Raw genomic sequence first — 21978 nt, 5'->3', positions numbered from 1 at the left:
TGTCCTCCTGAATGATCTACATAGCTGCAATGGCAATTCCGTTATTGTCTGCCAAATCGATAACTTGCTGCTTATCAACCAAAAGCGTTTTCCCTGCCTCAATAACCAGGGCTGCTGCGCCAATTTCAATCATAGCTTTAAGGGTATCCGGACCCACACTGGGCACGTCAAAACGCAGGTCTTGCTGAGGCTTGGCAGCCTTTGCAACAATAACACCGCCCCGCCCTAACTGACCGCCGCGTCTGATGCAGGCATCTGTTCCTTCAATGGCCTCAACGGCCAGAACAGCCCTGTTTTTAACAACAACGGTTTGTCCAATATCCAAGCCGCCAATTTGCCTGGCCATAGTCAAACCAAACTCCATATCTCCCTGCTCTTCCGGGGAAGGTTGGCGTTTGGTAAGTATACCTGCTGTTGGCATCAATTGACGGATGAGTTCTGTCTGGTCAAGAACACCAATGCCTTCGCCAGCGAACTCCCGCACTAACGCCAACATGACAGTATCGTCATTTAAATCTTTGAGTCCGGCCAGCAGCCTCTGCATACGGGCATCAGGCCGTGCCGCACCACTGAATAGGTGCTCTTTGGTTACCTTACCCAGCAGGGTAACTTGGTTAACTGCTTCCTGCTTGAGTGTTGCAAGCAGCTTATCTAGCTCACCTAAGCCGACCGCATAACACCGGTCTGCTGCCTGAGCTAATTCATCATCCACGCCAGGCGCAACTGCTATCGCTACCACGGCAAAGCCCATGCCGCGAGCGGCACGGGCAAATTCAACCGGTAACCGGCCAACACCGGCAATAAGTCCTATTGTATTCATTCTGGTCCCCACCTTATGTAGCAGGCGCGGTTTAACCGCATCCTGCACTATACTAATAGCTGGTAAGTCGCTCGTCTATAGGTTTTGCTGAGCAACGCTTACATATACGTTAATCGTTAAGGTCCTTGCGTCCGCGACAAATACCACGTTCGGCGTTACGGAGAAACCGCAGCATATGCTCAACTTCCTCGCAGGATTCAAGATCCTGTTCCATAACAGCAATGGCTTGGGCCAGACTAAGGCCGGAGCGGTACAGAATCTTGTAGGCTTTCTTAAGATTGCGGCGTGCGACATCGCTTACACCGGCGCGGGAGATACCCACACTGTTTAAACCGCATACTTTAGCTGGATGACCGTCAACAATAACAAACGGTGGAATGTCCTGTACAACCTTAGAAGCACCGCCTACCATGGTGTTACGGCCAATCTTCACAAACTGGTGTATACCGGCTAAACCGCCAATAACAGCGCGGTCCTCGACGACCACATGGCCTGCCAGTGTTGCCGCATTGGACATAACAACATGGTTGCCAACAACGCAATTGTGAGCCACATGGGTATAAGCCATCAGGAGACAGTTAGAACCAACCCGGGTCTCTTCCCCTTCGCCTGTCGCCCGGTTAATTGTAGCAAATTCTCGAATTTTAGTATTATCACCAATAAATACGTAGCTCTTCTCGCCACGGAATTTCAAATCTTGCGGATCAGCGCCGATGGACGCACTAGGGTAGATAACGCAGTTTTTACCAATGCTGGTCCATCCTTCAACAACAACATGAGCCCCAATTTGTGTCCCATCCCCTATGAGTACGTTTTCGCCAATCACAGCATAAGGCCCGATTTCTACGTCTTTACCAATACGGGCGTTAGGGTGGACTACTGCAGTTTCATGTATTTTACGCAACGGTATTACAACCGATTCCGGTTTCATATTAAAATCAACTCCCCACTAAATTAGAACTTATATAAGCAGGTCCTGTGTGTCGTTTATTGTTATATATATTCCGACTGGACAGTCGAAAAATGGCATACTGAAATTAGGCAAAATTAACCTAAATCACCCGAAAACAACCATTATTACCGTTTAACAACCAGTTTTCAGTGGTTATATCAGTATTTCAACTATTATCGGGAGGTAAGCGCAAACAAAAACTCGGCTTCAGCCACGACCTGACCCTCGACAAAGGCTTGAGCCCACACTTTGCCAGCTGAGCCGCGCAGTTTAATTATCTCGGCCACCATGTATAGTTGGTCGCCAGGGGTTACAGGTTTTCTAAATTTAACCCGGTCCATGCCGGCAAAGAAGGCCAGTTTTCCCCGGTATTCTTCTGGATAAAGCATAGCTACCCCGCCAACCTGGGCCATGGCTTCTAAAATAAGCACGCCTGGCATAACAGGCTTTTCGGGGAAATGCCCCATGAAAAAGTGCTCATTAATTGTAACGTTTTTTATGCCTACTGCCCGTTTCATTGGCTCAAGCTCAACAATACGGTCAACCAGCAGCATGGGAAAACGGTGCGGAATAACCTCTTGAATCTCGGTTGATGATAAAATCACAGGAAAGCGCCTCCTCATAAATCAATCACATACTTGCTTTTACTATTTCTTTTGCCAGCGCGGTATTGAGCGCATGACTGGATTTTACTGCAATAACATGACCGGCAATACGTCCAGCCAGCGCCAAATCGCCAATTACATCTAAAATTTTATGCCGAACCAGCTCATCAGTGAACCTAAGCGGCGTTAGGCAATTTTTGTCGTCATATACTACTGCATTCTCCAGGCTGCCACCCAAGGCTAAGCCTTGCGCCTTAAGTGCCTCGACCTCGTGCATAAAACCGATGGTGCGGGCCGGAGCCAGCTCCCGGGCAAAAACTTCAGGAGTGATCTCATAGTCGCCAAACTGAACACCTAACAGCGGATGCGGGTTAATTGAGGTAAAAGTGATGCGAAATCCGTCATAAGGCAAAATGGCAATAAATTTATCAGGATAACGCACTGAGATGGCTTCTTTAACAACAATCGGCGGCTGGCGCAGTTCATCTTGACAGGCAAGGCCTGCTGACTCAATCAGTTGAAGAAAAGGCAGAGAACTGCCGTCAGCGACTGGCGGTTCCACCGATGATATCTCCACCAGGCAATTATCAATACCCATCGCGTAAAAGGCAGCCAACAGGTGTTCTACGGTAAAAACCTTGGCTTCTCCTCGCTCTAGGGTAGTAGCGCGCATTGTATTGGTTACATTGACAGCTTGAGCAGACACACGTGGCAAGCCAGCAAGGTCAGTGCGCTCAAATACAATGCCACTATCAGCAGGGGCCGGATTGAGTGCAATTGTCACGTCCCGCCCAGAATGCAGGCCAATGCCTGTATACACTACGCGCGAAGCGACTGTGGTTTGGCGTTCCATTAGGGTTCCTCCTGAATTGTCTAATTCCAATTTATTCTACAGGAATTTATCCTTTTGTGCAAGCATGAGATTAAAAATTATGGAGGGGAGATTGCTCCTATGCTATACGTTTGCCAGCCAGGGTACGGGCGCTGGTATTCAGCTGATACTCGATAAGCTCTTTATACTGGCAGCCAACGTGGGAAACCGGATTTACAAATACCTGACTGGGTATGCCAGACTCGACAATCGCGCCCTTTTCCATAAGCACAATGCGGTCGGCCACATGCAGGGCAAAGGCAATTTCATGGGTAACTACCAGCATGGTGGCAGCCCGGTATTTTGCCAGTTCTTCCATGACTACTAGTACCTCTCTGACAAGCATGGGGTCAAGCGAAGCAGTTGGCTCGTCCCATAACATGAGCTCAGGTTCGAACGCCAGAGCGCGGGCGATACCCACCCGCTGCTGCTGACCACCAGATAGTTGACCTGGTTTGTGATCAATCAACTGCTCCATACCTACTTTTGTCAGTGCCGCCAGGGCTTTATCATAGGCTTCTTCCTTGGATTGGCCGCCCATGACCAGGCCTAGCATGACATTCTCCACCGCGCTGAGGCGGTTGATGAGATTGAAGTGCTGAAACACATACCCGATGCGTTTGCGCATGTTTCTTAGGGTATGATCATCTAATTGGGTAATATCTACTCCGTCAAATAGGATTGAGCCGCTATCAGCCTCAATCAGCCTGTTGATCATCCGGATTGTTGTTGATTTGCCGCAGCCTGATGGCCCCATAATAACGACTGTTTCCCCTGGAGCCACGGACAGGTTCAGGTTGTTAACTGCGACAAGGCTGCCAAACGTTTTATACAGGTTTTGGATATTGAGCACCTAGCTCACCTCCTATCTATTTAAATTTTACTTTACGTTGATTGAGTTTTTGCATTAGACCTGGACGACCGCTGGGGATAACGATCTCGCGCATTACTTCATCCATAGAAAGGCCTAGTGCCTCGCCGGCCATAACTTCCTCACCGGCAATCGGGCTGATTTTTTCGGTATAACAGGCAACCACCAGACCAAGCATGGCTCCCAGGAATGGCACGCCAATCCAGGGAAGATACGGGATACCGCCGCCTGACAGAATGAACATGGCTGTTAGCATTACCGCCCCTACACCCATACCATAGCTGCGTTCAGGGGCACTAAAGGTGATTGTCATGCGTTCAACTACTTTGCGCCAGCCGGTAAGAGGTACTTTTTTGCTTAGACGCTTACGGCGTATGACTGTCATAATCGCGGTGTGGTCAAGCCCCAGGAATAAGATGGTAATAATTATGGCCGTCATACCGGCCAGAATACTCTTAACCTCGGTGAGCACCTGATACAGCTCACCACGTGGATCAGGTTCGATTACCCCCAGCGCTGTCGAATACAGTGATACATTTTCATGGCCTGCCTGCTTATGAACAACAGGAGCGACCGAGTTAACATCAATGCTGCTGGTAGTCAAAATCTGGATTCGTGCACCAGGAATTACTTGTCCGGCAATGAATTTATCCAACAAATTGATTGAGTGGTTAATTTCTTCGTCTTTAAGGTTAGGAACAGCACCTGCCAGGTACTGAACCTGGGTAGTAATTATGGGCACATTCAATTCCTGCAGTGCCCCCAGACGGGTATTAGCACTTGTGAGACTGGTTCTTGCACCATTCACGTCAAAGGCTTGCAAAGTAGCTATGGTATTTTGACCATTGGCGACAATATTGTCAATGGCTGACTTAGCGCGTCTGGCATTGGCTGCTACATCGTCCAGCTGAGACAGGTTGGAGCTTAAGTTACTCAAATTCTGCTGGGCTCCACTAAGATTACTGATGGTTGTACCAACATCACCATTGACCAAACGAAGTACCTGCAAGCTATTGGCCAGGCCTCCGAGTGTGCGGGACGAATTGTCAAGCTGGTAGCGGATACCGCTGGTATCGATCCCAGCAAGCGCACTGGTCGCTGCCTGAATTGTGCCGCCAGCTACTTGCAGACTGGACAGTATCTGTTCCAGCGCAGCAACACCGCTGCCATAGTTATCTAGAGCTCCAAGGGCCACAGAACTAAGACTCTTAGTATCTTGGGCAAAGCCGGGGATTTGTCCGACAAGTTTGCCTGTTTCGCTAAGAGCGGTTCCCAATTCCTGACGCGGATTTTTGTATGTCGCTGTTACTATTTGTCCACTTACAGCATTTTTCTCGAGTTTATAGCCTTGGGCATTGCCTGTCTGGTTGCCTAACCAGGAGGCATCACCTTCGGTGATACGGCCTTCGGCTGCACCATTAGCACTAGTTGCTGTAATTTCCACAACAACATTGCCTTTTGCCGGGGCACTCCCAGCTTGTGGAGCTGTAGCAGCCGTTCCCTGAAAGACAACAATATCCCCTTTAGCCAGTTGAGTACCGGCGCCTGGGGTAACTGTAACTTGAGCCGCATATGCCTGTAGGAAACGTTTCAGTTCCAGCATGGTGCTAACCATGTAGGTCATATCATCATTTTTACCGTCAACAGATACGTTTTGGGCATATTCAAGGCGGAGGTCTTTCTGCATGGTTTCAGCAATAGCTTCACCCAGTCGCACTGGGTTGGAAGGCTCACTGCCTACTGGGAAACTGATTTCAATTACCTGATAGTCCTTCAACACTGTCTTGATCGCAGCACTAACAGTAGAAGATTTGTCAAGCGAGCTTAATATTACGCCCACTGATCCACCATCCCGGAAAGCAAAGCGGACGCCTTCCATCTGCATAATGCGCTCGATTAGCATATTTCTTGCACCTTCCGGTACACCCCGGACAGTCAAACGTGGTTCGGTCATAACGCCGACACTGCCGCCGCCAGGGATGCCGCCAAAGCTTTTCGTCAAATCTTCGTACACTTTTTTAGTTTTATATTGGTCCGGTAAAGAAACAAAAAACGGCGTCTTACCAGTAATGTTTGGACCAGCTTTCACTTTACCACCTGGAAACACTTCATTTACAATCTTTTCGATGTGAACAGCTGCATCTTCGCGATTTTCTTCTCTGACTTGAATGATTACGTCATATTCACCATAATCGCCCACAAGATTGGACAGGGTTTTCGAAAAATAAGTATTCGCGGCCATGGAGACCGAACCAGCCAACAATGAGCCTATGAGTACACTGACAGTAATCAGTGTCAGAATATCGCGTTGAATCGAGTCTTTAAACATACTTTTCATGAATTTAATGATTTTGTTTCCTTGTGTTAACATGGATTCAGTCACCTCATTTCTGGTGTACATTATATCACGTATATCATTTTATTGTCTATAAGTATATCAAAAAATGTGTTTTTGTATATATTGTAAGTAATTAAAAAGAGATTGCTTCGCTGATGCGAAGCAATCTCGACTTTTACATGGCAGGCGGCGGTGTCTTCCAGCGGTTGTGCAGCCAAAACCATTCATGTGGATATTTTCTAACATGGTTTTCAATAATCTGTGTCAAACGCTGTGTAGTAATACGAATATCATAGTCGCGATCTGCTGTTTTTTCCACGATAAGGTGGGGATGAATGATTGCCGTGTGAGTTCCGTCTGGGTTCGTTGTAATAAAGGCCGGAACTATCGGGGCATTATTCAGGCGGCCTAAGGCTGCAGCTCCCTGTGGAGTGGAAGCAGGCCTGGAAAAGAATTCGATAAACACACCATCCCGGTGATTGTCTTGATCCATTAACAGCCCGATAATCTTGCCTGAACAAAGCAACTTCACCATCTCCCGGACGCCTTGCTTATAGGTAACATGCATGCCGGCTTTGGTTCGGTATTCATTGATAAAGCTGTCCATGGCGGCGTTTGTCTGCCGCTGAACAACAGCAACCAGGGGAAATCCATGCATAGCCAGGGCCGCGCCAAGCAGTTCCCAGTTACCGCTGTGCGCGGTGGCCAATACGGCTCCCCGCCCCAGCTTTAAAGCGGCTTCAAGATGCTCGTGGCCGCTTAGTTTGACAACCTGTCCAATGTTATCTTTCGTTAAGCGCGGCATATAGAGAACTTCCATAAACATCGGGCCAAACCGCACTGCGCTGGCCTTTGCCAGCGCGTATGCCTGGCGTTCATCAACGCCAAGACTGCGGCAAATATTATTAATCGCCATGTTACGCCTTTTGACCGGAACAAATGGCCAGCATAGGTTACCTATCAGACAGCCCAGACCCCGTCTAAGCCTGGCTGGCAACAAACAGACCAGGCTGCTTAGACATTTCACCAAATGATACTGCATATCGCTACTCCTAATATGTGTAACTTAACCCAAAGTAGGTTTCACTATGACGCCAGCCGGCATCAATTTTTAGACCTGGAACAATTGCCATGCGTGCCCCATAGTTCATCCGGTCGCCATCCCACTCGGCAATCAGGGTAGTAGCAGGGAATACGTTGTTGCCGGTAATAATACCGACTGGGTTAATGGTTTTTTCTACAGCGGCAAATACACCGTCATAACGCCCGTCACCAATACCGGCATGTATGCGGAAACCGAACGGAAGTGCTTTGCTTGCTGCGGCATAATAGGTGCGCTTGTCACGATTACCAGCATCTTCTACCCCAATGGCCAAGCCTGGAGTAAGAATAGTCTCTGGCACCAGACCAAATTTGGCATTAAAATAGGTTTGATTTTCTTTGTTGCTATCGTTGTCATAGCGGAATCCGGCTACACCAACTTCCAGCTTGTTAGCCAGACTGATGTTAAAACTACCAACACCGCCCTCTTTTAAGTGATGATAACCAAGGGAAAACTGGCCCTCCTGCAGGACGTCAGCTGATGGGGTATTGATTAGACCTGTTGAGCCGTTGATTGATGGTGCGGCATATACGGGAGCTGCTGCCAAAAGTAATACTGCAGCTGCAAGAATGGTTTTTTTCATAAATATTCTCCTTACTAAGATTGTATATAGTGTGCTATAAGTTTATATTAATTCCCTGTTATGCGAAAAAATCCTGCTAGCTGGTGTCCGCCAATTTGTGGGGATAAAAAAATCGAGGCATACACACGTATACCTCGTTGTTTCTGTTATTTTTCAACCTCTGCTAAGCGCTGTTCAAGTTCACGGACTTTCTTGATGAGTTCCGGCAACCGGCCAACCGCCGCTTCAGAGCGCAGCCATTCTCTATGAGGCCGGGCAGGAAAACCAGCACAAAAGGAGTTGGCCGGGGTGTCGTTGATAGGTGCTGATCTGGCGGCAAATACGCAATTATCACCAATGGTCAAGTGACCGGCACTACCTGATTGACCGGCAAAGGTTACGTTATTGCCAATCTTTGCGCTGCCGGCAATCCCGGTTTGAGCAACAAAGAAACAGTTTTCACCCACCACCACATTGTGAGCCAAATGCACTAAATTATCAATTTTGGTGCCTTGTTTTACAATGGTGCTGCCGGTAGTGGCCCGGTCAAGACAGGTATTGGCGCCAATCTCAACATCATCTTCAATGATTACATTACCTACTTGCGGCACTTTCTGATGTTTGCCGCCTACGGTAACAAATCCAAAGCCGTCGCTGCCAATTACAGCACCGCTTTGAATAATCACCCGGTTGCCCACCTGGCAGTTTTCCCTGATGGTCACATTGGGATAAATGAGCGTATCACTGCCAACAATAGCATGGCGTCCTATATACGTATGCGGATATAGGATTGTGTTATCGCCAATTACAGCGTTATCATCAACAACTACATGGGCCATGACAGCCACATTAGCACCCAGCTTAGCTGAGGCACTTACAACCGCAGCAGGATGGACGCCAGGAGACACGTCCGGCTTGGGTGTAAACAGGCTCAATAACGTGGTAAAGGCCATCCGGGGATTAGCCACCCGGATAGCCGGTTTGGGAAATGATTGCGTGGTATCAGGAATGATTACGGCTGCAGCGCCGCATTTACCTGCTTTTTCAATGTGTGGCGGCACTGCAAAAGTAATATCACCAGAACCGGCATCATCAATATTGGTGATACCGGTGATTTCTATGCCGGCAGCCTCGGTGGCCGTACCGTTCAGCAGGGCGGCAAGCTCAACTAACGTCTTCTTCACAAAAGCTGCCTCCTGCTTATTGCATTTTCTTAATTACATCATCAGTTATGTCAGTGCCGCCTTGGGCTACACTGTTTTTGTAGAGAACAACGCCAAGTTTTTTCTCTTTGCTTACTTGCTCAATGGCTTGTTTAATAGCGTTGTCAATTTGTGTTTCCAGGTCTTGTTTAATCTTGAGGAATTCACCATACGCTGTTTCCTGGCGCTTTTGGAACTCTTCAGCGCTGATGCTGGCTTTGTCTTTTTCCAGTTGATCGCTCAATTCTTTGCCTTTGACATTAAGCTGATCCTGAAATTGCTTTACCTTAGGGCTATCAGCCATGACTTTGTTTACATCAAGGACGCCAATGGCTGCTTGGCCGGTATTGCACCCTGTCAACGCTAACCCAGCGACAAAAACCAATACTAATACTAATATCATTCTAATTTGTTTGTTCATCACAGAATCCTCCTTCGGAACCTCCAACGAGACGCATTTATTCCTGCCCTCGCGGGTCTCTCTCTATTGCTCCTAGTATGCGCAGGCAAATTATTTCTTAAACGCGCCAATAACCGCTTCAGTAATATCTACTGCGCTTACGTTTACTTTATGCCCGGTCAGTACGACCTCCAGGCCGCGTTCAGTAGCCACTTTGGCTGCTTTATCCCGGATATCGTTCAGGATATATTCTTCCAGAACGCTAATCTCCTGTTGTTTCATCCCCAGCTGTTGATCAAGAGCCTGGATGCTGGCTGATGCAGCAGGCGCTTTGGGTAACTGTGCTATTTTTCCAGCCATATCTGACGTTTGAGCTGCGATTTTATTGCTGAGTTCAACGTTCAGCTGTTTAGCATAGGCGGCCAATTCTTGTTCGATAGCGGCTTTATCTGGAGTTAGAGCTGCATCCATACTCTGAACCAACTCTTTCTCCCTGGCTGCCAGCTTATTTGCTTGTTCGGCTTTCAGGGCATCAAGGGCTTTTTTAAGCTCAGCAGATTCTTTTTCATCCATACGGACAGTTTGCATTTTTAACTGCAGGTTAAACAGCTGTGGCTGATATTCTTTGTCAAGCTGCTCAGCATAGGTATTAAGCTGAGCGGATAACTCGCCATGGATTTTGTTCGCCTTGCCGGCAAGTCTCGCCTGGAGTTCCTGCTGTTTTGCCGACATTTTAGCATTAAACTCTTGCTCTGCGGCTGATTTTAGGCCGTCTGATGCGCTCCCTGGCAGATTCATCGCCGGCAGTTGTGCTGTAGTGTTTGAAGCCTTACCGGCCTCGGTAGCCAGTTGCTGTTGCAGTGTGTTCGCTTGCTGTTTAAGTTTTTGCCATTCCTGGTGTTTAGGATGAGCATTAATGGCTTTGTCCATGTCAATTACGCCTACCCTGGGCGCTTCGGGCGTTTTGGTTTCAGGTGTCGAACGGGCGCAGCCTGCTAAAAGTACAGCACCAAGAAGTAGTGCGGCCAGAAACCTAATTGGTGTTGTAGATTTTTTAAGATTAAACACCAAATCACCCTCTCTAATCTTAAGGTTAAAGCCGAGCACAGACTAAACCGGCTCGGCTCAATTATACACCGGAATTATGTGATTATCCGATGACTAACCCGCTCTAAGACTCCCTCTTCTACAAGTGGGAGTTAAGAGCGGCTAAGTCCCTGGATAAGGGCGACTAACCTTCAGGTGGGGTTAAAATCCCATCTGAAGCTAAGTCTACTTTATTTACCGGTAAGTTTTTTCAGAACATCATCAGTGATATCCTGGGCACCGTAGACGATGTTGTTGACATCAAGCACTACGGCAAGACCCTTAGTATCAGCTACTGATTTAACGGCGGCATCAATTTGGCTAAAGATCGGGGCTTTGAGTTCTTGTTCTTTAAGGGACAGTCTTTCACGCAGCTGGTTACTATATGCTTCTTTTTCTTTATCATTCATAGTTTTGGACTTTTCTTCAAAATCCTTTTGCGCTTGAGCAACTTCACCTTGCATGGTTTCTTTGAATTTACTGAGCTCAGGGCTTTCATTAATTAAGCGTTGGTAATTGACTTTGCCAATATTGGATGCAGTACCGGCACTGGCTGCGTAGCCTGTACCGCTCTGTGAGATTGCCAGACCAAATACGCCTAACAGAAATACTCCGACTACGGCAATCGCCACAATCCTAGCTACTTTTTTGTCTTTAAACATTCTTAAACCTTCTTTCCTGCCACTTGGCAATAAATTCCCCTCTACCTTATCAATTATAACAGGCAGTACTTTATTGAGCAAGTCTTACAAGTTCGCCACAAGTCTAAGCCAGTTTTCTTTTTCTGTAATAACATATTCAGCGCTGAGGAAATCATGCAGCTTATATCTTACCCCAAATTCATTAAACTCAGACTTTGGCATGTGTTCAAAACGGATGGTCCAGTTAGAACCAACATATTGATTTAGCCACAGTGTACTTTCTTTATCAGAAAAGTTATACCTTATGCCGGCCATTGTATTCTCAGTAAACTTGTGGCCCCAACCCGGATCAAACTTCCAGGTCAGGTTATCCGGGAGAAATTTCACTTCAAAAAAGACCTCATCCCGGTTGCCAGTGAATTTACCAATATGAAGCTTGGCTGAGGTGTTATCGTCCTGGTGGCCCATATCCAGGTTGCCTTCCAGTGTTACCCGGTATTTCACCGTTTCCGCATTAAGAGTAATCTGAGTTTCTGTTCCTGTGTGAATGACCGGAGTTAGTGTTATGCCGTATTTGCTGGCTGCCGGATGTCTGGCAGCCGCCTGTGATATCTCAGCTGAGAAATAGTCTTTATGTCTCTCGACAAAGGCCACTGGCAAACCGCGCAACATACCTGCCGCTTCCCTGACAGGCGGGCTGGCTTCGGCTAATAAGATATTCGGTATGGTACGGGATCTCAAGGAAAGCTGGACATTATCAATTACCGGCCCTGCTGGAACAAGCGAGAGTTTGATATTGGTATGCTGACCGGCCGTAATCTCAAGATTGCTTCTAAATTCTGGCAGCTCAGCTGCTAATAATTCGCGGATTACAGCCTTTGATACCCCGCCAGCCCATTCTACAGAGTCTACCGGCAGACCGATCAGCACATTGGCGACCTGGTCTTCTACTTTACCCATATCTTTTTTAATCAACTTCACCAAATCAGGTGATAGGCCGCTAAGGTCAATTTCCAGTGAGACGCTCTGCACAACATCACCCCATGGCACCACTGCTACTGAGATGTGAGTTGTACTACCTGGCAAAATGTTGACTTGGTCGACTGTATAGCCAACAAGTACCCGGTCAAATATCTCCCGTACCAGTTTTTCATAGCTGGCCTTATTTGTTTCTACGTCACCGACCGTTCGACCAAGAAGCATCTGCTCACCGACTGTCGTAACACTTGTTGTCATCCGTTTGGCTATTCTATCTGGCGGCGGCTCGGCAGCACTAATCGTCACGGTGATTTTATCCACTGTAGCTGCTGCGGCTAACCCAGTACCTGACCAGACGATAAGCAACAGGGCCACGAGGCTGAGATATAGAGAGTGACGCAGATATTTTATAGGAATAACGCCCACCTCCTCTTAGTAAACGAGCCAGGCCGATGGCCTGACTCGTTAGCTATCATTGGTTAGAACTGACCGCCAAAGCTAAAGTGGGTACGACCACCCTGGGAGCCTTGGGCATAGTCAATACGGATCGGACCTATCGGTGTGGTTACACGGATACCGACACCTACGCTGGCGTTGAGATCATCAAGCTTGTACCCTTCACCATCATAAGCGTTACCGATATCTGTGAAAACGACCCCCTGAACTTTGTTAACTACCGGGAAGCGATATTCAACAGACCCAGCCAACATTTTGTCACCTTCAAATTGATCATCTTTGTAGCCACGCAGACTATCAGCACCACCTACTGAGAATTGACCAGCCTCAGGCATGTTGCCATCAGCATAACCAGCTGTAAGGCGAGCTGCAATTACGTGGTCACGGCCTACTTTGTAGTATTTACGTCCTTCAGCGGTATATTTGTTGTAATCGAAATCGCCGCCAAACGCTTTGCCGGCAAACTCAGCCGACAGCGATAAACGGGCTCCTTCGGTAGGACTAAATACGTTGTCACGCGAATCAAATACATGCATTAGTGTGACGCTGCGGGTTAGGCCAAAGTTATCTTTGAGGTATTGAGGATCTGTTGAATAGTCTATAGGACCTTCAACATATTCAACATGTGTGTCTTTGCGATTTTTAAAAGTAATATAGTTGTGGCTATACTCGCTACTTGGACGTCCAAGGGTAACTTCAAAGCCTTTACGTTTTTTGTCATAAGTTGATTCCAGGTCACCATCGCTGTCATAATCGCTATACTCGTTAGTCATGTCGTATAAACTAAAGCTCAACGAGGTTTGCTTACTGTCAAGCCATGGACGGGTATAACTTACCTCGTAGTTTTTGCTGCTAGCGCCGCCAAACTCCCAGTGGAATTTAACTTTGTCGCCACTGCCTCTAAAGTTGTTGTCACCTAATTCAATAATACCGATCATGCCGTCGGCCTTGCTATAACCGCCGCCGATCGAGAAAGTACCTGTTTTTTGCTCAACAACGCTGGTCTCAAGAATAACGGCATTAGGCTCCTTGCCGGGGTTGAGCTTCATGTTAACATCCTCAAAGTGACCAAGGTTGTACACTTTTTGCATACTACGACGGGCTTCCTTTACATTGAAGGGTTCGCCAGCCTTAACCTTCATTTCCCGGGTGATAACCTCGGTCTTGGTCTTTTCGTTGCCTTTGACAACAATGCCTTCCAATGAGCCTTCACTAATGGTAAGGGTTAGCACCCCGCCTGGTGACATGGCTACATCGCTTACTTTGGCCAGGATATAACCCTGGTCATGGTAATACGCCTCAATGGCGCGGACATTGGTGTTCAACGTCCTGGTGTTTAAGATACCACCTTTGCCTGTAGTCACTAGCTCTTTAATTTTATCGGCAGACACCTTATTGTTGCCTTTGACAACAATATCGGTTAACTGCGGGTTTTCCATGACTGTGTATATTACTTTGACGCCTTCAGGCACTTCAGTAAAGTTGGCAACAACGTCAAAAAAGTAACCTAAGTCGTAGATTGCCTGCATATCTTGCTTTACCTTTTCAGCTGTCAAAGCATCACCTGGCCGAGTTTTAACCACGCCTGTAACAGTACTTTCGGCGACTTGGCTAAGACCGGTAACTGTAACGGCCGTGGCTGTTTTTCCTTCGATATCAGCCGCATAGGCTGGCAAAACCAAGCCTATAGCCATGCTTAAAACAATGGCTGCCGCAATAAATATTTTGCAGCGTGTAATGGTCTTCATGCATTACCTCCTTATTAATTTGTTATTGCCCACGCAGTGATTTTCCAGCTAAACGGATAAGTTTGTTAATCTCGTCAGGCGTCAATGGCACATCTTTGGGTCGATCTGCTTCTGAAACTGACCTGGACGACTCTTCCCGCGCCGGCGGTGCAGATGGCTGCTGAGAAGCAGCTGTATAGTGGGTATCAGTTGCAGCCTTACTGGCATTAGGCTCAGATGCCGGTGTCATCTGTACCATTGTGGGCGTTATCGCGCCTGAAGCGGCATTGGCCTTGCCTAAATTGTTCTCAGCCGCTGGGGCTGATTGCTCAACTTGCAGCGGCCTTAGGGTGCTGTGACGGCTTATCCCCCATAAATAGCTGGCAGTCATCCCACCAGCGGCGATCACAATGGCCAAACCAATGGCCAAGCTGTGCCGGAGAGCAGGGTATTTGTGCCGCCAATAGCGGGAATGGTTAGCTTCTTTGGCATGAGTAAGTTCTGCCTGAGCTAAAAATAGGTTAAGCTCGCCGCGAATATCACTATCTTTCTCAAAAGCCTGTTCGGCTTCTGATAGCCACTGCTGAGCTGAGTTTAGATGCCTATTAATATTTTGTTTACCCTCCGCCACATTCACCACCCCTATTATAACATTAAATATAGTCCTGAGAAGAGGCCAGATTCTGGTCATTGACTAACAAGCAAAAACGGGCAAATATCGCAATTAGCCCGTTGATGGTAGTTATTTTGACTCGATTCGACTGATTTGCTTAGTATTTGAACATGGGCGTTTATCGCCAGTTTCCCATTAGTTTGGACATCATGCCTCTCAAACGTCTGATCCCCTGCTTCTGCAGACGATAGATGTGTGATACGCTTAGCTCCATGTTTGCCGCCAATTCCTTGGGCTCACAGTCGTCAAGGTATACGCCGCTTAACACTTGCTGTTCTTTGACTGGCAAACGTTCCATAGCCGTTCTCAGCTGCTGAACAAGGTAATTGTGCTCTGCTTGGGCAGCCACTTCCGCGTGCGCGTCGATGAGTAAATCCGCGATTGTTGACTGGCTGCTGTCAGCTGTCATCGGGCTGTCTATCCACACCAGACTTTCATCTTCGCGTGTTAGGTGATTAATGATCCGGCCCCTGATACGGTGTACGGCAAACAGGCTAAAGGCAACCCCCCGGGTGTAGTCGTAGTTTTCGACAGCTTCGATAAGCCCGACTGTGCCTTCCTGAATAACATCCAGCATAGTCGCTTCAGAGAGCCGCCAGCGCATGGCTGTTTTAAAAACCAATGGCTGATAGCTTTCTATAAGACGGCGACGGCACCCAAGGTCACCGCCGTCTTTATATCCTTGCCAGAGAGCACGCTCTTCTTCAGGCGTTAGTATGCGAACATTTTTCAGTTCTGCCAGATATTGACCAAGTACCATTGTATCAATCCCTTTATCTTAGTCGATCGATCTTATTTAGAAAGCAAACCTGGTCTCAACAGTAAGCAGGCTTTTGGTTGTGCCGCCGAATGAGCCACCTATCCCAATATTTCTGGTGATGTCATACCGAAATCCAATGCTGTTGTTATGCTGGTCAAGACCCATGGTATAGCTTAATAAAAATTTATCTGTGAGGTATTTGCCAATTTCAATATTATATCCCTGAAACTGGCTGTCAGCTTCGTTACTGCGTGTGCCTCTTGTGCTGGTATCAAATATTGATGAGCGTACCAGGCGGAATTCGTCAACTCCTAAAGTATCTTGCAGGGTACTTTCGACTTCGGCGATAAACCGCATCTGGAGACCTGCATCAAGCAAACTGACCAACTCATCACGCCCAAGACTGCTGTCATGCCCGGAGGAATTCGATTTGGAAAAATACCCGCCACGCAAGGTCAGAAGTGACATGATTTCTTGCTGGCTCATGGCCGGCTCTGAGGTCAGTTTAAGCTCCATGGCTGTGGCCGGGCCGTTTATCGCTAAATTAATGGTCGTACGCTCAAGCTTGGCTTCAGCCTGCAGCTTGATTATCGGCTCAATGGAGCGGTACTGAGTGAACTCAGCGCTGCCGCTCACAATAGTAAAGCGATTAGTTAAATACTTTACCGTACCGCGCAGGGCTTCAATGCGGCCGGAAGCTTCTGGTTTTTGGAGTGTCCCGGAAAATTTAACTTTGCCGGCAGTCCTAAAATCATACAGATAGGGGTTATACATCCTGACTTTGTCACCGATAACAAATTCAACATCTAATCCGGCGTCAAAATCAATTTCACCGCTGTCAGGCACAGCTGGAATATTGACAGTTGCATTGGCAACCATGAGTTTGCCATAAAGATGCGGCTTGCCATTTTGACTTGTTAGTGATAAAACACCCTCTAAAGGTCCGTCAAAGTATTTATGGTTAACGCCTAAGCGCGCTAACGTAAGCGTAATGTTATAGTCGTCAAGTGCTAAGCCATTTACTCTGGCCGAACCATTGAGGGAGTAAGAACCGCCACCCATTTCACCATCGAAAGCGTTTATCTCTATTTTATCACCTTTGAACTGAATATCAATCCCTACTTTTTGGATAGGGTCTGCCAGCGCCTTTAGCTTGATGGTACCGTTAACCACAGCTACCTGGCCATCAAGCGTAGGCTGTGAAAGTGTGCCACCGATGGCGATCTCGCCTGTAGTCGGACCAGAAGCCCAGGCTATATCCTTAGTTAGCAGTGGCAGTATACTTAGATCAGCATTATCAAGCCGCAATTTAAGGTCCATGGCGTCTGTAATATCTGCTTTATTACGTCCCTGGCTGTTTAGCGCCTTCAACGGTACAGTACCGTAGGCACTTGCTTTATAGGCTCCACGCGCCAGAAACAGCTGGTTAACATGGATGCTGCCTTTGTTATAAATGAACAGGCCATAGAGATTATCAAATTCAGCATTAGCGACACTACCGTTTTGTACTTCCAGGGAAACAGAAACATTAGGATCGGCTGTAGCGCCGCCAGCCTGGGCATTAAAACTGAACTTTCCTTTAGTTTCAACCGTTGTATCGAATAGCGCTGTAATAATACCGGCATCAATAGCACGGCCGCCTACTTCAAAGTCCATTTCACCGTTTAGATCTGCCTGACCTTTGGCGACAAGTACACCATCGGCTCCCTGTTTGGCCATAAGATTATTGATTGTAATTACCTTATTATTAAGCTCGGCATCTATATCAACACTATCAAACAGGTAATTTTTTATTTTGCCGTTTACTATCGCGCCTCGCAGCAAGATGTTAGGATTCTCGATACTGCCGCTTAACGCAATTTCTCCATTCAATTTGCCACGAATACCACGATCCGGTGTATTGGCCATCGCCAGTATTCCTGCTAATTCGCCGCCTTCGGCTCTTAGCATTCCGTCAATTCCACGGGTTTTAACATCAACTGCACCGTTAAAAACGTAGTTACCCTGGCCTTGAGCAAAGCGCAGTTCTTTGATATCAGCCTGACCATCAGAATAGCTTACATTGGCATAAATATTTTTCAATTCCTGACCATTTAGCAAGACTCCACTTGAAGTCAGTTGAGCGCGGGCTTCAGGCCGAAGCACATTGCCTGTTACTTGTCCTGTTAGATTAAATATACCGGACACAGGGTAGGGATATTCTGCTTTTAGCCTGGAAATATCAATATTCTCGGCTACAACAGCAACGTTGAGGCTGTTATCAGACGCCACTGTTCCTGACAGTTTTACTTTGGTATTCAGTGAGTTTATGGTAAGATCGTTGACCGTTATGACGCCATTCTGCCGCTCATATGTGCCCTCAGCTTTGGCAACAAGGTATCCGGCCAGACTGCCGTCAGATAATCTCATTCTGCCGCGAGCAGCCAGGTTATCTACAGGTCCGCTCACTGTCATTTCGTGCTCAAGATTGCCGGTTAACGTAATCTCTGGCATAATCAGCCGGGAAAATGTTTCAGCCCTGGCAGAACGGGTTAGCAGTGTAAGATTGACCTCTGGTCGTGCTCCTGCCAGCAGTATGGTTCCAGAAAGTTCATGCGTGGCGACACCATCGCTAATGGTTACTTGCTCGACTGATACTGAGCTAGGCGAGGCTTTAAATATACCGCTAGCCTGACCTAATGCTTGCTGATTCAGAGTAATATTAACAGCGTTAAAATCCATGGCAAGCTGCGGCTGAGTTGTCGTACCAGTTATTTCTCCCTGAAAACCAGCTTTACCGGCAAAACTGATATTTTTTATCGTAGCAAAGGGTAGGTCTGTCAGTTCAATGCCTTGCCCTTCTATTTTTACGTTAAGTTTATCCTCTTGTATTGTCCCTGCAGCTGTAATAAGACCTGAGGGCAGCAGGATATCATAGTGTTTAATTTCGGTTATCTTACCGCTGCGCTCAATAAGCCCGGTCATTTTAGTATAGGGTACACCCTCCAATTGGCCGGAGGCAAGTGTTACCGCAGCTAAACCATTCATGTTCTTCCAGTCATTGCCTTGGCCGTTAACCGCTAGAGTGATGTCACCTCTGCCGCTTAGCGTAACAGGCAATCCACTGACTGCCGAAGCATCAATATTACTGGCAGCCAGTTGCACTTGATAGGCCTCTCTGACTGTATCAAACATCCCTTGGGCGCGTACCTGACCACCGATCATCTGTGTGGCAAACTCGCTGAACGTGATCATCTTATCGGCAAAATTGACTTTGGCACTGGTATCCTGCAGCCTATAGCCTGAGGCAGTCACATCTTTGGCTGTTAGTTCAGCTGCAACAATAGGGCTTTTGGGGCTTCCGGTAAGTGACGCGTTAAAAGCAACAACGCCGGCAAACGGGAGATTACGGCTTACAGCCGCAGGATCAAAGCCCTGCGAGGTTACATTTAAGTCAAAGACAGGCTGATCACCCGCTATGCCGATTTTACCGCGTACTGTTACCGGTTGGCTGGCCACAAGAGCGCTGCTGCCAAGTATGTATATATTGTTATTGGTAAAGCTTACCTGACCACGCGCATCTTCAATAGTGATACCTGCGGCCTTTGCAGCCAGGGTATCAATCGAGAATTCGCCTGCGTAATTCAAGCCTGTTGAGCTATTGGCAAGAGTCACTTCTATATTATTTAGGAAACCGCCGGTAAATGTAATGTCGGTACCCGCCGGAAGCAGCTTATTATAAGCTGCTGGATTCAGTTTATCGGCTTTGACAGTCAGAGACAGGTTGTTCTTGGCATTGTCAAGAAAGCCCTGCACACTCACACGCGAATCATTATGGCTTGCTGTTAGTTTCACATCAACAGCCTGACTGTCTTTGATCCCAAGCTGTCCATCGACACCAGTAAGGTGCCATTCCCCCAGAAGAGCCTGGATACTGACAGTTGCCTGTTCAATGACAACTTTACCATTAAAGCTCGGGCTATTAGGCTGATTTTTTTGTTTTAGGCACTGGGCATTCCAGGTGCCGTCAGCATCTTCGATCAGCTTGATGTTAGGTTGGGTAAGAGTAATCTTGCGCACAGCGTCAATGGCAGTTCGGCCACGTGCCAGACTTAGCAAACTATATTCTACAGTCACCTGCTTGATAGCAGCCAATTCCCGGCCCTGCTTATCAAAAAGGATCACATTATTTACAGACGCCGAGGTTAGTCCAGCTGCTTGAATTTGCCCAATGTCAACTTTGATGTCCAGCGCCTGGGTAAGCTCTGCAGCCAGCGTATTTTCAAGCTGGGAAAAAATCGTCTGGCTCTGGGTAGACCACCAACCAAAGGCGACCGTGCCAAGCACAAACAATAGTACAGTTAAAATTACGGCTTTGGTTCGCATGCTGCTCCTCCCTTGGCCTTTTAGGTACTCATTAAGTTCGACACTGTCTTGTCTTCTTCCTTTATGATATTCCTGGGATTTTTAACGAAAGGCAATCTCGAATCTAAAAAAAATGGTTTCGGCACTTATGCCAAAACCATTTTTTCTGTTGAAAATTATTTAACTGCCACGCCCATGGCTTTGTCAAGCTTAGCACGGCTGGTGTTGTAGTCGTACAGGGCTTGAACATAATCAGTTTTGGCTGAGGTTAAGGCAACCTGAGAATCGATAACATCAAGATTAGTGCCTACTCCGGCACTGTAGCGCACTTGAGCAATTTTAAAATCTTCTTCACCTTTGGTTACAGCTACTTTGCTTGTGTCAATGCGTTTTTCGGCTTCTTTCATATTTAGGTAGGCCTGACGCACTTCTAGTTGGGCGGCATCTTTAATCTGACGCAGCTGCTCGCTTACTTTATCCAGGGTGACTTCTGCGCCCTTCACTTTTGACTTGGTAATGCCTGCATCAAAAAGATTATAGCTGGCATTAATGCCAATAGCCCAGGTGTTGTTGTCTGTACCAGGAAATTCACTGTCACTCCATTTCTCAGAAGCAGTGGCAGCTACTGAAAGCTTACTGCCGCTCTCAGCCACTTTAATGTCAGCTTTGGCACTCTCGACACTGGTATTTGCCTGAGCTAAATCAGGACGATTTGCCAGCGCAAGCTTAATGCAGTCTTCTAGTGTCTGACTAAATTCCTCGTATTTTAGTTCTTCTTTAACGGCAATCTCAGTCTCAAGCGGTAACCCAATCACATTGTTAAGGTTTGATATAGCCAGCTCATAAGAGTTTTTGGCTATAATTAAATTCTGTTCGGCTTTCGCTTTTTCTACTTCAGAACGCAAGACATCAGATTTAGCTACCGTCCCTGCACCATACTGAGCCTCAACATTTTTTAAATGTGCGGTGAGCTGGTTTACGGACTCTTCACGAAGTTTCACAAGGTTACGGGTTTGGAGAATGCTGTAATAACCGTTAGTCGCATCAAGCTTAACCTGCTGCTGGGCTTTCTCCACACCGAAATCAGCTGATTTACGCCCTAGCTTGGCTTTTTCAATTGTTCCCTCTAGTCTGCCGCCAGTATATAAAGGCAATGTCATGTCAACGCTGTTGGCAAATTTGTTGCCGATGCTACTTGGGATCGTAACACCAAGAATTTTAGATTCTGCACTCTTAGAGCGGCTGGCGTTATGAGAAAGATCCACTGACGGCGCTTTCCCCGCTTTAGCCGCTTTTATATCCCAATCGGCTTTTTTTACATCAGATTCAGAGATTTTAATTGCAGGGTTACTCTTGAGCGCCATAACAATGGCTTCATCCAGCGTAAGTTCCACAGGTGCAGCAAAGCCTGGGAGCGCAGCAGCTGCCAACATACCGCCGGTAAGCAAGGCCGTTATGCGCTTGGCCATTCTGTCGGATAATTTAATTTGTGTCATGGAATTATATGACCTCCTTGACGTATCATCACTATTTTACAGGCCTGACTGTTCAGTCAGGCACTTATAATTATATGTCCAACCCTAAGCGGTG

General features: G+C 47.2%; 18 protein-coding genes. All 18 read right to left on the bottom strand.

Annotated elements, in window-relative coordinates:
- Window positions 1-16 precede the first annotated feature (16 nt).
- Entirely contained in the window at window positions 17-820 is an 804-nt protein-coding gene (locus B9A22_RS02505) for an LpxI family protein (protein WP_084574028.1), read from the bottom strand.
- Between the two features lie 109 nt (window positions 821-929).
- Window positions 930-1751 (bottom strand): acyl-ACP--UDP-N-acetylglucosamine O-acyltransferase, encoded by an 822-nt coding sequence (gene lpxA / locus B9A22_RS02500; protein ID WP_084574027.1) that lies wholly within the window; start codon window positions 1749-1751, stop codon window positions 930-932.
- Between the two features lie 194 nt (window positions 1752-1945).
- Window positions 1946-2374, bottom strand: coding sequence for a 3-hydroxyacyl-ACP dehydratase FabZ (gene fabZ, locus B9A22_RS02495; RefSeq protein ID WP_084574355.1), 429 nt, complete (start codon window positions 2372-2374; stop codon window positions 1946-1948).
- A gap of 28 nt (window positions 2375-2402) precedes the next feature.
- Window positions 2403-3230 (bottom strand): UDP-3-O-acyl-N-acetylglucosamine deacetylase, encoded by an 828-nt coding sequence (gene lpxC / locus B9A22_RS02490; protein WP_084574026.1) that lies wholly within the window; start codon window positions 3228-3230, stop codon window positions 2403-2405.
- Window positions 3231-3327: 97 nt separating this feature from the next.
- Window positions 3328-4101 carry an amino acid ABC transporter ATP-binding protein gene (locus B9A22_RS02485; protein WP_084574025.1) on the bottom strand — a complete coding sequence of 258 codons (774 nt, stop codon included), beginning with the start codon at window positions 4099-4101 and terminating at the stop codon, window positions 3328-3330.
- A 16-nt stretch (window positions 4102-4117) separates the two neighbouring features.
- On the bottom strand, window positions 4118-6490 hold the full coding sequence (locus tag B9A22_RS02480; protein WP_084574024.1) for a hypothetical protein: 2373 nt from the start codon (window positions 6488-6490) through the stop codon (window positions 4118-4120).
- A 142-nt stretch (window positions 6491-6632) separates the two neighbouring features.
- Window positions 6633-7499, bottom strand: a complete 867-nt coding sequence (locus B9A22_RS02475) for a lysophospholipid acyltransferase family protein (RefSeq protein ID WP_084574023.1) — start codon at window positions 7497-7499, stop codon at window positions 6633-6635.
- A 10-nt stretch (window positions 7500-7509) separates the two neighbouring features.
- Window positions 7510-8142: a YjbH domain-containing protein gene (locus tag B9A22_RS02470; protein ID WP_084574022.1), complete on the bottom strand. Its 633-nt coding sequence runs from the start codon at window positions 8140-8142 to the stop codon at window positions 7510-7512.
- 146 nt (window positions 8143-8288) lie between these two features.
- A complete protein-coding gene (lpxD, locus tag B9A22_RS02465) occupies window positions 8289-9305 on the bottom strand; it encodes a UDP-3-O-(3-hydroxymyristoyl)glucosamine N-acyltransferase (protein WP_084574021.1) in 1017 nt (338 codons plus the stop codon).
- A 16-nt stretch (window positions 9306-9321) separates the two neighbouring features.
- Window positions 9322-9744, bottom strand: a complete 423-nt coding sequence (locus B9A22_RS02460; RefSeq protein WP_084574020.1) for an OmpH/Skp family outer membrane protein — start codon at window positions 9742-9744, stop codon at window positions 9322-9324.
- 90 nt (window positions 9745-9834) lie between these two features.
- Complete coding sequence (locus B9A22_RS02455) at window positions 9835-10791, bottom strand: hypothetical protein (RefSeq protein WP_084574019.1); 957 nt, start codon at window positions 10789-10791, stop codon at window positions 9835-9837.
- A 209-nt stretch (window positions 10792-11000) separates the two neighbouring features.
- On the bottom strand, window positions 11001-11471 hold the full coding sequence (locus B9A22_RS02450) for an OmpH/Skp family outer membrane protein (protein ID WP_084574018.1): 471 nt from the start codon (window positions 11469-11471) through the stop codon (window positions 11001-11003).
- Window positions 11472-11555: 84 nt separating this feature from the next.
- Window positions 11556-12854, bottom strand: coding sequence for a hypothetical protein (locus B9A22_RS02445; protein ID WP_245823761.1), 1299 nt, complete (start codon window positions 12852-12854; stop codon window positions 11556-11558).
- 53 nt (window positions 12855-12907) lie between these two features.
- A complete protein-coding gene (locus B9A22_RS02440; RefSeq protein WP_084574017.1) occupies window positions 12908-14632 on the bottom strand; it encodes a BamA/OMP85 family outer membrane protein in 1725 nt (574 codons plus the stop codon).
- A 22-nt stretch (window positions 14633-14654) separates the two neighbouring features.
- Window positions 14655-15242, bottom strand: a complete 588-nt coding sequence (locus B9A22_RS02435) for a hypothetical protein (protein WP_084574016.1) — start codon at window positions 15240-15242, stop codon at window positions 14655-14657.
- Between the two features lie 160 nt (window positions 15243-15402).
- On the bottom strand, window positions 15403-16044 hold the full coding sequence (locus tag B9A22_RS02430; RefSeq protein ID WP_084574015.1) for a sigma-70 family RNA polymerase sigma factor: 642 nt from the start codon (window positions 16042-16044) through the stop codon (window positions 15403-15405).
- Window positions 16045-16080: 36 nt separating this feature from the next.
- Window positions 16081-20409 carry a translocation/assembly module TamB domain-containing protein gene (locus tag B9A22_RS02425; protein WP_084574014.1) on the bottom strand — a complete coding sequence of 1443 codons (4329 nt, stop codon included), beginning with the start codon at window positions 20407-20409 and terminating at the stop codon, window positions 16081-16083.
- Between the two features lie 155 nt (window positions 20410-20564).
- On the bottom strand, window positions 20565-21884 hold the full coding sequence (locus tag B9A22_RS02420) for a TolC family protein (protein ID WP_245823760.1): 1320 nt from the start codon (window positions 21882-21884) through the stop codon (window positions 20565-20567).
- Window positions 21885-21978 lie beyond the last annotated feature (94 nt).

Origin of the sequence: Sporomusa malonica, from assembly GCF_900176355.1 — a bacterium.
GTDB lineage: Bacteria > Bacillota > Negativicutes > Sporomusales > Sporomusaceae > Sporomusa > Sporomusa malonica.
Note: the sequence above shows the minus strand (reverse complement) of the source record. Positions and strands in the feature narration are given on the sequence as shown.

Excerpts from the sequence above, each read along its gene's own strand:
- B9A22_RS02505 (WP_084574028.1), bottom strand. The coding sequence starts at position 820 with ATGAATACAATAGGACTTATTGCCGGTGTTGGCCGGTTACCGGTTGAA.
- lpxA (WP_084574027.1), bottom strand. The coding sequence starts at position 1,751 with ATGAAACCGGAATCGGTTGTAATACCGTTGCGTAAAATACATGAAACT.
- lpxC (WP_084574026.1), bottom strand. The coding sequence starts at position 3,230 with ATGGAACGCCAAACCACAGTCGCTTCGCGCGTAGTGTATACAGGCATT.
- B9A22_RS02480 (WP_084574024.1), bottom strand. The coding sequence starts at position 6,490 with ATGTTAACACAAGGAAACAAAATCATTAAATTCATGAAAAGTATGTTT.
- B9A22_RS02475 (WP_084574023.1), bottom strand. The coding sequence starts at position 7,499 with ATGCAGTATCATTTGGTGAAATGTCTAAGCAGCCTGGTCTGTTTGTTG.
- B9A22_RS02470 (WP_084574022.1), bottom strand. The coding sequence starts at position 8,142 with ATGAAAAAAACCATTCTTGCAGCTGCAGTATTACTTTTGGCAGCAGCT.
- B9A22_RS02460 (WP_084574020.1), bottom strand. The coding sequence starts at position 9,744 with ATGAACAAACAAATTAGAATGATATTAGTATTAGTATTGGTTTTTGTC.
- B9A22_RS02450 (WP_084574018.1), bottom strand. The coding sequence starts at position 11,471 with ATGTTTAAAGACAAAAAAGTAGCTAGGATTGTGGCGATTGCCGTAGTC.
- B9A22_RS02440 (WP_084574017.1), bottom strand. The coding sequence starts at position 14,632 with ATGAAGACCATTACACGCTGCAAAATATTTATTGCGGCAGCCATTGTT.
- B9A22_RS02430 (WP_084574015.1), bottom strand. The coding sequence starts at position 16,044 with ATGGTACTTGGTCAATATCTGGCAGAACTGAAAAATGTTCGCATACTA.
- B9A22_RS02425 (WP_084574014.1), bottom strand. The coding sequence starts at position 20,409 with ATGCGAACCAAAGCCGTAATTTTAACTGTACTATTGTTTGTGCTTGGC.
- B9A22_RS02420 (WP_245823760.1), bottom strand. The coding sequence starts at position 21,884 with ATGACACAAATTAAATTATCCGACAGAATGGCCAAGCGCATAACGGCC.